The sequence below is a fragment of the Kitasatospora sp. NPDC052896 genome (assembly GCF_044547075.1).
Taxonomy (GTDB): Bacteria; Actinomycetota; Actinomycetes; order Streptomycetales; family Streptomycetaceae; genus Kitasatospora.
Genome location: NZ_JBITZU010000003.1, coordinates 320,513 through 332,290, shown reverse-complemented (window position 1 = coordinate 332,290; position 11,778 = coordinate 320,513). Strand labels below are relative to the sequence as shown.

12 protein-coding genes are annotated in these 11,778 nt (G+C 73.3%); 5 read left to right on the top strand and 7 right to left on the bottom strand.

Translation table 11 applies throughout. From position 1 onward, the window contains the following. The first annotated feature begins 60 nt into the window (after nucleotides 1–60). Entirely contained in the window at nucleotides 61–1,065 is a 1,005-nt protein-coding gene (locus ACIGXM_RS10170; RefSeq protein WP_396558884.1) for a hypothetical protein, read from the top strand. Between the two features lie 97 nt (nucleotides 1,066–1,162). Here the strand turns inward: ACIGXM_RS10170 and ACIGXM_RS10165 are convergent, their stop codons facing one another. Both ACIGXM_RS10165 and ACIGXM_RS10160 read right to left on the bottom strand, forming a co-directional pair. Continuing rightward, a complete protein-coding gene (locus ACIGXM_RS10165) occupies nucleotides 1,163–2,020 on the bottom strand; it encodes an oxaloacetate decarboxylase (RefSeq protein WP_396558882.1) in 858 nt (285 codons plus the stop codon). A gap of 329 nt (nucleotides 2,021–2,349) precedes the next feature. Beyond that, nucleotides 2,350–4,365 carry a glycoside hydrolase gene (locus ACIGXM_RS10160; protein WP_396558881.1) on the bottom strand — a complete coding sequence of 672 codons (2,016 nt, stop codon included), beginning with the start codon at nucleotides 4,363–4,365 and terminating at the stop codon, nucleotides 2,350–2,352. Nucleotides 4,366–4,532: 167 nt separating this feature from the next. Between ACIGXM_RS10160 and ACIGXM_RS10155 the strand changes: the two genes are divergently transcribed. Then, a complete protein-coding gene (locus ACIGXM_RS10155; protein WP_396558879.1) occupies nucleotides 4,533–5,336 on the top strand; it encodes a class I SAM-dependent methyltransferase in 804 nt (267 codons plus the stop codon). 197 nt (nucleotides 5,337–5,533) lie between these two features. On the opposite strand, the gene ACIGXM_RS10150 is transcribed toward ACIGXM_RS10155, so the two are convergent. From ACIGXM_RS10150 to gndA, 4 genes are all read right to left on the bottom strand, one after another. After that, complete coding sequence (locus tag ACIGXM_RS10150; protein ID WP_396558877.1) at nucleotides 5,534–6,244, bottom strand: NADPH-dependent F420 reductase; 711 nt, start codon at nucleotides 6,242–6,244, stop codon at nucleotides 5,534–5,536. 396 nt (nucleotides 6,245–6,640) lie between these two features. Beyond that, nucleotides 6,641–6,889 (bottom strand): acyl carrier protein, encoded by a 249-nt coding sequence (locus ACIGXM_RS10145; protein WP_396558875.1) that lies wholly within the window; start codon nucleotides 6,887–6,889, stop codon nucleotides 6,641–6,643. A gap of 140 nt (nucleotides 6,890–7,029) precedes the next feature. Beyond that, nucleotides 7,030–7,848, bottom strand: coding sequence for a methyltransferase domain-containing protein (locus ACIGXM_RS10140; RefSeq protein ID WP_396558873.1), 819 nt, complete (start codon nucleotides 7,846–7,848; stop codon nucleotides 7,030–7,032). A gap of 21 nt (nucleotides 7,849–7,869) precedes the next feature. Then, nucleotides 7,870–9,312, bottom strand: coding sequence for an NADP-dependent phosphogluconate dehydrogenase (gene gndA / locus ACIGXM_RS10135; RefSeq protein ID WP_396558871.1), 1,443 nt, complete (start codon nucleotides 9,310–9,312; stop codon nucleotides 7,870–7,872). Nucleotides 9,313–9,454: 142 nt separating this feature from the next. Between gndA and ACIGXM_RS10130 the strand changes: the two genes are divergently transcribed. After that, on the top strand, nucleotides 9,455–9,979 hold the full coding sequence (locus tag ACIGXM_RS10130; RefSeq protein WP_396559170.1) for a PadR family transcriptional regulator: 525 nt from the start codon (nucleotides 9,455–9,457) through the stop codon (nucleotides 9,977–9,979). Nucleotides 9,980–10,230: 251 nt separating this feature from the next. Here the strand turns inward: ACIGXM_RS10130 and ACIGXM_RS10125 are convergent, their stop codons facing one another. After that, nucleotides 10,231–10,386, bottom strand: a complete 156-nt coding sequence (locus ACIGXM_RS10125) for a hypothetical protein (RefSeq protein ID WP_396558869.1) — start codon at nucleotides 10,384–10,386, stop codon at nucleotides 10,231–10,233. A gap of 234 nt (nucleotides 10,387–10,620) precedes the next feature. Between ACIGXM_RS10125 and ACIGXM_RS10120 the strand changes: the two genes are divergently transcribed. Continuing rightward, on the top strand, nucleotides 10,621–10,905 hold the full coding sequence (locus ACIGXM_RS10120) for a DUF427 domain-containing protein (protein ID WP_396558867.1): 285 nt from the start codon (nucleotides 10,621–10,623) through the stop codon (nucleotides 10,903–10,905). A gap of 94 nt (nucleotides 10,906–10,999) precedes the next feature. Then, nucleotides 11,000–11,734 carry a YoaK family protein gene (locus tag ACIGXM_RS10115; RefSeq protein ID WP_396558865.1) on the top strand — a complete coding sequence of 245 codons (735 nt, stop codon included), beginning with the start codon at nucleotides 11,000–11,002 and terminating at the stop codon, nucleotides 11,732–11,734. Nucleotides 11,735–11,778: the final 44 nt, after the last annotated feature.

The following is an 11,778-nucleotide window of genomic DNA, read 5'->3' as shown; positions in this document are numbered from 1 at the left end:
TCCGCGGCAGAGGAAATCCGGTGGCACGAGCTCGGTGTCGCGTGCTTGGTTGGGTCGGTGATGATTCGCGAGATCAGTCCGGCCGACCGGGCCGAGGAGCTGGCCGCGGTGCTGCCGGTCGCGCGGGCGGTGCTCGGCGAGCAGATGCCCGGATTCCCCGCCCTTGCGGCGAGCACGCTGCGGCTGTGGTGCCTGCCCGACTTCCACGGCGGCGTACGGGTCTTCGGGGCCTTCCGCGACGCCGACGCGCGAGTCGCCGACGGCGTGGCGATCGCGGAGTGGACGGACGACGCCAACGAGGACCTGCTGGCGGCCTCCGTCTGGGTCGCTCCCACCGGCCGAGGACGCGGCCTGGGCTCCGCCCTGTTCGCCGAAGTACTGGCGGTGAGAGCAGAGTTGGACCGACCGCGGGTGGTCGTCAACGGCGCGTCGACGGTTCCGGTGGACGCGCTGGTCACCGCGCACGGGGGCCGCGGAGTCGAGCTGGTGACCAGGTCCGTGCTCGACCTCGCGGGCGTCTCCCGGGCCCGACTCACCGCGACCGCCGCGGCCACCGAGCAGAACTCCGGCTACCGGCTTGCCCGTTGGACCGACCACTGCCCGGACGAGCTGGCCGACTCGTTCTGCGTCGCGATGGCGGCGATGGCCGACGCCCCGCAGGGGGAGCTGGTGTACGAGCATGCCGCACACGACCGCGAGCGGCTGCGCGGCCGTGAACGGCTGTCGGTGCGGGCGGGCGTGGCCCGCCACGTGCTGGCCGCGGTGACCGCGACGGGCGAGGTCGCCGGGTTCACCATCTTCGCCAGCACACCGGACGGGCCGGAGTCCCTCGACATCTGGGACACCGGGGTGGCCCGCGGCCACCGCGGCCACGGGCTGGGCATCCGCCTCAAGGCCGCGCAGACGCTCTGGATGCTCGACGGGTTTCCCGCGGCGCGCTGGGTGCAGACCTTCAACAACGCCGACAACGCGCACATGTTGGGGATCAACCGCTCCCTCGGCTACCGGGCGGCCGAGGAGTGGACCTGGTACGAGTTCGAGACCGTCGCCACGCCGCCGGGCTGAAGGGCCCCGGCGACGCGACGGACGGCCGTTCGATCGGACGGCCGTCCGGGCGGTCGGAACCGGGGGAGGCGGCGCCGTCGCGGTGACGGTGGGCCGACTATCCGGCCTGGGTCGCCAGTTGGTGGTGCCGGCTGATGTTCTTCTCCAGCAGGGCGAGCGACTGGGCGACACCGACGCTCTCCGCGGTGAACTCCGGCAACCGGCCGTCCGCCTTCTTCAGGTCGAGCAGCGCCTGGTCGATCGCGCCGTGCGCGGCGAACAGGCACGGCGTGCTGTAGATCGCCACGTCCACTCCCAGCTCGGTCAGTTCGGGCAGCGAGAGCCGCGGCGACTTGCCACCGGCGATCTGGTTGAAGAGCAGCGGCTTGTCCCCGATGACGGCACGGACCTTGCGGATCCACTCCACACTGCGCACGCCGTCGACCAGGATGACGTCCGCGTCGGTCGCCGCCAGGGCCTCCGCGCGGCGCAGGATCTCCCCCTCCTCGGTGGCGTCGGTGCGGGCGACGACGACCAGGTCGCGACGGGCGGCCAGGACCATCTGCAGCTTTTCCAGGTACGCCTCCAGCGGGAGGATCAGCTTGCCGTCGACGTGCCCGCAGCGGCGCGGACGCTGCTGGTCCTCCAGGATCACGCCGGAGGCCCCGGCCGCCTCCAGGTGCTGCACGACATGGCAGGCGGTCTCCGGGTCGACGTAGCCGTCGTCGATGTCGACCAGCAGGTGCTGGCGGGGGAAGGCCAGCCGGAGTCGCTGGACGAAGGCGACGATGTCGGGCCAGGCGATGTAGCCGATGTCCGGCAGACCGTAGTGCGAGGCGGCGAAGCCGAAACCGGAAACGAACATTCCGTCGTAGTGCTGAGCCGCCAGGGAGGCGGAGAACATGTCGAAGACGCCGATGAGCGGGGTGGTCCCGGTCTCGGAGATCGCGTCACGCAGCCGAACAGGGTGATTCACAGGGTTCTCCAGCAGGTGATGGTGGTACCCGATGCGTTACGCCGGCACGCCCCACTGGACGTGCCGGCCGCGGGCGCGTCGGAGCGGTGCGGCTGGGCCGCCGCCCGTTCGCCCTCACCCCAAGCTAAGTAAAGGGATGGTCATACAACAACCACACACAGGCAAATAAACTGCGCAAGGCATCGAATCCCGCCAATCCGAACCACCAATGCCGACCGGCCCGCCACCGGGGAGATCCCACGGTGACGGGCCGGAATGCCACAAAGGCATCAGTCGCCACTCCAGTAACAGGCCGGTTCGCAACGAACGCCTTGACAGCCTCGGTGCGACTACCCGACCGGAAGCGTCGTCGGGCAGAGCCGCCTCGGCTGACGGTCTCCCCCGAGCTTGGCGTCCACGCAGCCGGGCGGCAGCGAACCGTACGGGCTGGTACCGAAGTTGGCGGTGACCTGGAGCACGCCGTCGCCGAACGTGGTCCGCTGTACCTGGTGGTCCGGCGTGAGCCAGCGGAAGTCGGTCATCGGCTGGGTGCCCGCGGCCTCGTGCAGCGGCGCGAAGTAGTTCTGCAGCGCCGCCAGTTGCTTCCCCTGCGCGGCCAGCGTCGGGCCGTCCAGCACCAGGTTCAGCGGCGTGTTGTACAGCATCGCGAGCAGCGCCCGGTCGGTCTCCAGCGCGGGGAACTTGGTGTACGAGAGCTCCCAGCGGTCCAGGTTGACCTGCGCGTCGTGCAGCGCGGTCTCGTACAGCGGGATCCGGTACACCGGATCGAACATCGCCTTGGTCAGGTCGGCCGGCAGCGTGACCGGCTTGAAGAAGGTCCCGGGCGCGCCGGCGGGCGCGTAGCCACCCCAGGTCGCCTTGTCCCGCTCCAGCGACCACAGCCCGTCGGCCACCGGGGTGGCCGAGCCGTGGCTGAAGTCGATCACCGGGCTGGCCCAGCTGCCGGCGCTCTCCGAGCCGAGGACCAGCTTGTCCGAACCGGACAGCCTCCCCATCCGGGCGAGCCGGTTGGCCTCGTCCTGCGACTGGTTCATCGGGTGGGCCGGGCTGTAGTCGTCGTACAACTCCCCCGCCGCGTCGACGTCGAGGAAGTAACTGTTGGCACCGTTCGCGGTCATCTGCCGGGTGCGCTGGGCCAGCACCTGCTGGCCGGCCGCGCTCTGCTCGAAGGCCTGCGAGCTGAGGTAGCAGCCACGGTCGTGGAAGCCCGCCTTCAGCTGGCCGTTCTGGTCGTGGACGCAGAAGTCCGGATAGACCGGGGCCGGCCAGCTGGAGGTCGGCGCGTCGGCGATCTGCGGGTCCTGCCCGTTGGCGAACGAGTCGTACGGGCCGACCAGGTAGCCCGCCCGCTCGGCGGCGGCGACCGCCTGCGGGTCCATCGGGCTGTCGTCGGCGTCGTAACCGAGCCACATCCGGCTCAGTCCCAGTCGCTGCATCTGCGCGACGCCCTGGGCGGTCCGGGCGGTGCCCCAGGTGTAGGCGTGGAACGCGCCGAGGAGCTTGCCGACCTGTGGATTGGCGGCGATCTTGCTCTGCAGGGTGACCAGTTGGCCGTGGTCGGTGAGCCAGCGCCGGTAGTCCAGCGCGGGCGCGACCGGGGACGGGCTGGTCAGGGCGAAGGTGACCGTGTAGTCCTGGGTGCCCTCCCGCTGGGAGAAGGTGTGCACGCCGGTGCTGTGCAGCCGGGTGCCGTCGGACGCGAAGCCGAGTGCGGTGCCGGCCGGCCGCGGCACCAGGTAGCTGACGCCGTGGCCGCCCAGGGTGTAGCCCCAGAGCGGCATGGTCAGGTCGGCGGTGAGGTCGTAGCTGTGACCGGCCAGGCCGGTGGAGGTCGAGTTCCACCACGGGTCGGAGACCGGAATGCCGAGCCCGTCACCACTCGGCAGCTGAACCTGTGTGGCGGTCCGGTCGGTTCCGGTGACCGGCCACGAGAGCGTCGAATTGTCCTGCCCACCATGGACGGTGACGCGCAGCCGGCCCTGCTCGGCCGCCGCCGTCACGGTCAGTCCGTGCTCGGGCAGCGTCCAACTGGCCGTGCCGTGACTGATCTTGACCGGCCCGGGCTGCCCCAGCGACTGGGCCGCGGGCGCGGAGAGCGTCAACTCGCCGCCGTCGGCGGCGCGTACCGTCACCGCCAGCGAGTCGGGCCGCAGCTCGGCCGTCCCGCCGGTGATCGGGAGGTCGATCCGGCCGTCGTGCAGCCGGGCCTCGGGCCGGACGGTCGCGCCGGACGCGGAGGACCAGCTCACGCCGGTCAGCGTGCCGGCGCCGAGCACGACGAGCGCCGCGACCGCCGCACGGCGGCGTCGGGTCGGTACCGAACGATGGGAGGTCTTGGAGGTCATGCCCGGATCGTGGCGGGCCGGGATAAGAAGGGTCCTTATATCCGTGCGCCGCCGGTGCCCCGGTCGACCGCCCGGGTGCCGGCGGCGAAGGACGCTCGCCTATGCTCGGCGGCACGGCGGGTCCGCCCACCGGCCCACCCGCACACCGAGCCGCAGGAGATCGCGCCATGGCCGACGCACACGTTGAACAGGGCCCCCGGGCCACGGTGTTCGGCAGCATCGCGGAGGACTACGGGCGGCTGCGCCCGGCGCCCTGCGAGGCGGCGGTGGACTGGCTGCTGCCCGCCGACTGCCACCGGGCGCTCGACCTGGCCGCCGGCGCCGGCACCCTCACCGCGCTGCTCGCCGAGCGGGTGCCCGAGGTGACCGCGGTGGAGCCGGACGACCGGATGCGGGCGGTACTGACCGCACGCTGCCCCGGCGTCACCGCCCTGAAGGGCACCGCGGAGGAGCTGCCCCTGCCCGACGGCCGGCTCGACGCGGTGATCGTCTCCTCCGCCTGGCACTGGTTCGACACCGCGCGGGCGGTCCCCGAGGTCGGGCGCGTGCTGCGCCCCGGGGGCCGGCTGGGCGTGGTGTGGAGCGGCCTGGACAACACCGTGCCGTGGGTGGCGCAGTGGCGGACCCGGTTCCGCCCCGAGCGGACCGTCGACCTCGGCGCACAGCCGCAGCGCCACGCCCAGCGTGGCGAACGGCTGCGCGCCGACCTGTCCGGCCCCGACTCACCGTTCGTCCGGATCGAGTCGCGAACCTTCACCTGGACCCGGCGCAGCACGCCCGGCGACGCGGCCGCGCTGCTCGGCACCTACAGCGCGGTCATCCTGCTGCCCGCCGACGAACGGCGGGAGCTGCTGGCCGGGGCCGAGCGGGCGCTGCGGGAACAGCACGGGCTCGACGGCGACGGTGAGATCGACCTCCCGTTCCGCTCCGTCTGCTGGCGTGCCACCCGTTCCGACGGCACCGACGCGTAGCACTCGCCGGACGGCTCCGGCGGCCGGCCTTCTGCCCGGTCCGGGACGAGCCCGGCCTGCCCGGGACGCCAGCCCGGTCGCTTCCGGGTCAGGGCGCGGCTGAAGCCGGCTCTTCGTGTTGGTGGCGGGGGTGGGCCAACCGCCGTCCAGCCGCGCCCGCTCCCGCCCGCGGGCGAACCCGCGTCCCGGGTCCCGGGTCAGCTCCTGGGCAGGTCGCGGTGGCGGCGGGCGGCGGCGAGAGCGGCGCGCAGGGTGGCGGCGTCGGCGCTGGCGCCCGGGTCGTCCGCGGAGATGGCGGCACCCTGCGGGTTCTTCGCATAGGGGACGCAGTAGGCGGGGGTGTCCCGCTGGAAACGCCAGCCCTCGGCCAGCAGCCCGGCGTCGACCACGTCGAACCCCAGGGCGTCCAACAGTTCCGTGGCGGCCGCCTTGGCGGCGTCGTCGTCACCGGCGATCGGCAGGGCGGAGCGGTCCGCGGCACCCGCCGGGCGGGCGAGCGCGACCAGGTGCTTGAAGTAGATGTTGTTGAACGCCTTGACGACCCTGGCGTCCACCAGGTGCTGCTGCAGCAGCTCGGCGGTGGTGGTCCGCTCCGCGTCGAGTCCCGCGATGCGCCCGTCACGCTCGGGGTAGTAGTTGTTGGTGTCGAGCACGACCTTGCCGGCCAGCTCGGCCACCGGCACCTGGCGGTAGTTCTTCAACGGGACGGTCACCACCACCCAGTCCCCGGCCGCCGCGGCCTCGGCGGCGGTGGCCGCCCGGGCCCGCGGGCCGAGCTCCGCCACCAGCCCGGACAGGGTCTGCGGTCCTCGGGAGTTGCTGAGCACGACGTTCAGCCCGGCCGCGACGCCGAGTCGGGCCAGGGTGCTGCCGATGTTGCCGCTGCCGATCAGTGCGAGAGTCTTCATGGCTGGGGGAACGGGCGCGGACCGCGGCGGTATTCCAACCTCCGGCCCGGCGACCGGACTTCCCCTCCCACGGAGGACACCGGGAGCGGCCCCCGTTCCCGGGGGCCGCGTGGCGCGTTGCTACCGGGCGGACCGCCCGAGTGCCCTGACGAGCCGGACGATGAGGCCGATCACCCCACGGCCCGCAGGACACCCGGGACCACACCGCGCTGACGCGGGAGTTCCGTCACCAGCTGGACGAGGCGGGCGCACCGACCGGCGAGCGCTACCTGCTCACCGCGAACACCTCGGCCAACCCGACGACGGCCGCCGAGCTGCAACTGTGTGAGAGTCTGAACGGGCACTGAGCCCGCCGGGACGCCGTCGGTGCGAGCCGCGCGACCGGACCGGTCCGGCTCACAGCTTCCCGGCGATCGCCTCGGCGAGGTCGCCGACCGTCCGCAGCCGACCGGCCTGCGCGTCGGCCAGCGTGACCCCGAACTCCGACTGGACCCGGCCGTAGAGCTTGTCGAGGCCCTGCGGATCCAGGCCGAGGTCGTCGGCGAACCGGGTGGACAGCGCGATGTCGCGGGCCGCGTGACTGGAGGTGCGGGCGACGGTGTCGATGAGCTTGCTGGTCTGCTCGATGGTCAGCTCGGCGGCCATGAGTGCGGTTCTCCGTTCCTCGGCAGACCCGGGGCATCTGCGGCGACCGGGCCCGGCCTGGTGCGATGTCACCGCCGAGCGTAGACGCGAACCGGGCCGGCGGCAGGTTTTGACCGGCCGGCCCCGGCGCGCCGCCCCCGCTACCCCCGCCTGCCCCAGGCCGTGATCAGCGGCGAGGTGGTCAGGTCCAGCCGGCCCGCCGCGACGGCGGCCAGGTGCTGCTCGATCTCGGCCTCGGTGGCCAGGCCGCGCTCGACCAGCTGGGCACGGACCTGGCGGACGGTGGCCGACTCCAGCACCGCGCAGGCCGGCGAGGTCACCGGGAAGTACGCCTCGGCCCGGACGTCCGCCAGCCCGGCCCCGCGCAGCAACCGGGGCAGCGTGCGCCCGTACCCGAGGTCGGCGCCGCGCTCGGCCAACAGGGTGCGGAACCCGGCCCGCAGGCGGTTGGCCAGCCGCTGCTCGGGACCGTACTCGTCGAGGCAGATCAGCGGCTGCAGGGCCGGGTCGGCGTCCTCCAGGACCAGCACGCCGCCCGGGCGCAGCGCCTCCACCATGGTCCGCAGGGCCCGTTCCCGGTCGGCCACGTGGACCAGCACCAGCCGGGCGTGCACCAGGTCGAACGGACCGGTCGGCGCCGGGTCCGCCGCGACGTCGTGGCGCAGCACCTCGACCCGGGGGTGCACCCGGTCACCGGCCAGCCAGCCGGTGTCCAGGTCGGTGGCGACCACCCGCCCGGTCGGGCCGACCCGCTCGGCCAGCCGGTTCGGCAGCTCGGGCCCGCCCGCGCCCACCTCCCAGCAGGCCCAGCCGCCGGTCAGCCCGGCGTCGTCGAGGTGGCGCAGGGTCCACGGGTCGAAGAGCTCGGCGAGCGCGACGAAGCGCTCGCCGGCCTCGTCCTGCCGGTTGTCGAGGAGGTAACGCTGCTGTTCGGGTCGGGTCCCGTGCTGGTCGGTCACCCCACGATCATGCCGGATCCCTCAACGCTCCTGCTCACTGCGGTCGCCCGCCCAGAGCGTGTGGAAGGTGCCCGGCCGGTCCACCCGCTGGTAGGTGTGAGCGCCGAAGAAGTCCCGCTGGCCCTGGATCAACGCGGCCGGCAGCCGGGCCGCCCGCAGGCTGTCGTAGTAGGCCAGCGCGGTGGAGAACCCCGGCGCGGGCACGCCGAGTTGCGCCGCCGTGGAGACCACCCGGCGCCAGGCGCTCTGGGCCTCGCCGAGCGCCTGGCGGAAGTGGTCGTCGGTGAGCAGGGTGGGGCGGTTCGGGTCGGCGTCGTAGGCGGCCTTGATCCGGTCCAGGAACCGGGCCCGGATGATGCAGCCGCCGCGCCAGATGGTCGCCATCGCGCCCGCGTCGACCTGCCAGCCGTACTCGGCGCTGCCGACCTGGATCTGCTGGAAGCCCTGCGCGTAGGCGACCATCTTGGAGGCGTACAGGGCCTGTTCGACGTCGGCGGCGAAGCGGTCGGCGGCGGCACTGTCCAGCCAGGTCTCGGTCGGCCCGGGCAGCTCGCGGCTGGCCGCGCGCAGCTCGACGCTGCCGGAGAGCGAGCGGGCGAACACCGCCTCGGCGATCCCGCTGACCGGGACGCCGAGTTCCAGCGCGGTCTGCACGGTCCACCGACCGGTGCCCTTCTGCTCGGCGCGGTCCTGGACCACGTCGACGAACGGGTGGCCGGTCGCGGCGTCGGTGTGCGCCAGCACCTCGGCGGTGATCTCGATCAGGTACGACTCCAGGCGCCCCCGGTTCCAGGCCCGGAACACCTCGGCGATCTCGCCGGGCTGCCGGCCGGCACCGTGCCGCAGCAGGTCGTAGGCCTCGGCGATCAGCTGCATGTCGGCGTACTCGATGCCGTTGTGCACCATCTTCACGAAGTGGCCGGCACCGTCCGGGCCGACGTGGGTGCAGCACGGGGTGCCGTCCACCTGGGCCGCGACGGACTCCAGCAGCGGGCCGAGCACCTGGTACGACTCCTCGGTGCCGCCCGGCATGATGCTCGGCCCGTTCAGCGCGCCCTCCTCGCCGCCGGAGATCCCGGTGCCGACGAAGTGCAGCCGCCGCTCGCGCAACGCGGCCTCGCGCCGCCGGGTGTCGAGGAAGTGCGCGTTGCCGCCGTCCACCAGGACGTCGCCGGGGTCGAGCAGTGGCGCGAGTTCGTCGATCACCGCGTCGGTCGGCTCGCCCGCCTTGACCATCACCACCACCCGCCGGGGCCGCTCCAGCGCGGCGACGAACTGCTCGGTGGTGGTGGCCGGGACGAAGTCGCCCTCGTGCCCGAACTGCTCGACCAGGTCGTTGGTCCGGGCGACGGTCCGGTTGTGCAGGGCCACCCGGTGGCCGTGCCGGGCGAAGTTCCGGGCCAGGTTGCGTCCCATCACGGCCAGTCCGGTGACACCGATCTGTGCCTGAGCCTGCTCGGTCATGACGGCCCTCCTGGGTGACGATGGGTGGCTGGGCGACGGGGCTCCGGCTCCAGCCTGCCGCGATCGCCGGGGCCCCGCACCCCAAGGGCCGATCCGGCGTGTCTATACACTCGATGTATACATGCTGTGCATAGTCGACACCATGTCACTGGGCCACACCATCCTCGGGCTCCTGGAGTCCCGACCCCGGCACGGCTACGACCTCAAGCGCGCCTATGACGAGCGCTTCGGCCGCGGCCGCTCGCTGCACTACGGGCAGGTCTACGCGACCCTCTCCCGACTGCGGAAGAACGGCCTGGTCGAGGTCGAGGGCACCGAACCGGGCGAGGGTCCGGAGCGCAAGCGCTACATCATCACCGAGGCCGGGATCACCGACGTCTCGCGGTGGCTGGACACCCCGGAGAGCCCCGAGCCCTACCTGCGGAACACCCTCTACACCAAGGTGGTGCTCGCCCTGCTGACCGGCCGGCCGGCCGCCGAGCTGCTGGACACCCAGCGGGCCGAGCACCTGCGCCACGTGCGCGAGCTCACCCGGCACAAGCTGGCCGGCGACCTGGTCGACCAACTGGTCTGCGACCACGCGCTGTTCCACCTGGAGGCGGACCTGCGCTGGCTCGAACTCACCGCCGCCCGGCTGGACGAGCTGGCCGCGGAGGTGCGTCGCTGATGGTCGCCTTCCGCGCCGCCTCGGCCGGATCGGCGCTCGGCTACAGCGAGTTCGCCGTACTGGGCGAGCGACCGGACGATCCCGACATCCCGGTGGTGGGGTCACGCTCGGGCTGCCGCTGCTCCGGCGGGGAGCCCGGCCCGAGGATCTGCGACACGAGTGATCCACAGCGGCCGAACACGCCACCGCCGCGAGCCCAACGGGCCTGCGGCGGTGGCGTGTTCGGCCGCTCAGGCGTTGCCCGTCACAACTCAGCCCCGGCCGCGCGGCGCGGCGTGCCGGCCCGTTGGGCGTCCGTGCCGGCGGCGGACCGGGGAGTCGACGCCGGTCGGGCCCGGCCCGAGGCCGGTGCTCAGCGCCGCCGCGAGCAGCAGCGGAGCGATCAGCAGGAGCAGGGTGAGGGTCATGGCGCACCTCGTCCGGTCGTGGGCGATCGGGTCGAGGTGGAGTCTCGCCAGGTCGGCGCGGCCGGAACCGCCTGTTCGGCCGCGCGGTGAGCACGATCACCCGCCGGGCGGAGCGCCTTGGCGGCAACCGGCCGCAATGCCGTCCCGTCCGGGTGAACAGCCGTGACCCGCGCCCGCGCGCCCGGCCCGCCCGGAATGCTGGAGCTGGGCCGCCCGGTGCGTCAGACTGGCGTGATGACCACTGCGCACTGGAACGGCAAGCTCATCGCCGAGAGCGACGACACCACGGTCGTCGAGGGCAACCACTACTTCCCGCTCGCCGCGGTCCGGGCGGAGTACCTGGAGACCTCCGACACCACCACGGTCTGCCCGTGGAAGGGCACCGCCAGCTACTACTCGGTGCTGGTCGACGGCAGTCGCAACACCGACGCCGCCTGGTACTACGCCGACCCCAAGCCGGAGGCCGAGCGGATCCGCGGCCGGGTGGCCTTCTGGCGCGGCGTGGAGATCCGCCCCTGACCCGCCGGGCGCGCCGGATCCCGGCCGACCCCGATCACCGGACCTAGGGTTTCCTCCGGCGGCGACCGAGCCGGCCGCCGGAGGGAGCACGGGCGTGCGAGGACTGTTGCGAGGTGCCTGGCGGACCGTCGTCCCCGCGCCGGACGACCCACACGGCCCGCTGCCGCCACTGCTGCTCGGCCTCACCGTGACCTCCGGCCTGGTGGACGCGGTGAGCTACCTGCTGCTCGGTCAGGTCTTCGTCGCCAACATGACGGGCAACGTGGCCTTCCTCGCCTTCGGTCTGGCCGGTGTTCCCCAGTTCTCGCGCAGCGCCACGCTCACCGCGCTGGCCGGTTTCGCGCTGGGTGCCCTGCTCGGCGGACGGCTGATCAGTCGGGTTCCGCACCGCGGGCGGGCGATGCTGCACGGGGTGTTCCTGGAGACCGTGCTGGTGGCCGCCGCGGCCGCGCTGGCCGCCGCCGGCCCGGATCCGGTCGCCGGCCCCGCCCGGTACCTGGCCACGGCCGTACTGGCGGTGGCGATGGGCTTCCAGAACGCCATGGTCCACCTGCTGGGCGTGCCCGACCTGACCACCACCGTGCTGACCCGCACCATGGCCGGGGCGCTCGCCGACACCGGGGCCGGTCGGAGCCGGGCCGAGCAGACCGGCCGACGGCTGCTCTCGGTGCTGGTGCTGCTGCTCGGCGCCGCCGCGGGCGCGCTGGTGGTCCGCCACTTGAACCGCCAACTCGCCCTGGCGGCACCCGCGGTCATGCTGTTCGCCGTGACGCTGGCCGCCGCCACGGGCGCCGCGCGCTCCCGGGAGGACTGGACCCGGGTGTGCTGACCCGGCTATTCCCGAACCGTGCGTGGCCAATGTCACGCTCCGCC

Bases quoted from the DNA above. Each gene is read 5' to 3' on its own strand.
- ACIGXM_RS10145 (WP_396558875.1), bottom strand. From the start codon at position 6,889: ATGGCCGCCGAGCTGACCATCGAGCAGACCAGCAAGCTCATCGACACC.
- ACIGXM_RS10125 (WP_396558869.1), bottom strand. From the start codon at position 10,386: ATGACCCTCACCCTGCTCCTGCTGATCGCTCCGCTGCTGCTCGCGGCG.
- gndA (WP_396558871.1), bottom strand. From the start codon at position 9,312: ATGACCGAGCAGGCTCAGGCACAGATCGGTGTCACCGGACTGGCCGTG.
- ACIGXM_RS10130 (WP_396559170.1), top strand. From the start codon at position 9,455: ATGTCACTGGGCCACACCATCCTCGGGCTCCTGGAGTCCCGACCCCGG.
- ACIGXM_RS10120 (WP_396558867.1), top strand. From the start codon at position 10,621: ATGACCACTGCGCACTGGAACGGCAAGCTCATCGCCGAGAGCGACGAC.
- ACIGXM_RS10150 (WP_396558877.1), bottom strand. From the start codon at position 6,244: ATGAAGACTCTCGCACTGATCGGCAGCGGCAACATCGGCAGCACCCTG.
- ACIGXM_RS10170 (WP_396558884.1), top strand. From the start codon at position 61: ATGATTCGCGAGATCAGTCCGGCCGACCGGGCCGAGGAGCTGGCCGCG.
- ACIGXM_RS10155 (WP_396558879.1), top strand. From the start codon at position 4,533: ATGGCCGACGCACACGTTGAACAGGGCCCCCGGGCCACGGTGTTCGGC.
- ACIGXM_RS10160 (WP_396558881.1), bottom strand. From the start codon at position 4,365: ATGACCTCCAAGACCTCCCATCGTTCGGTACCGACCCGACGCCGCCGT.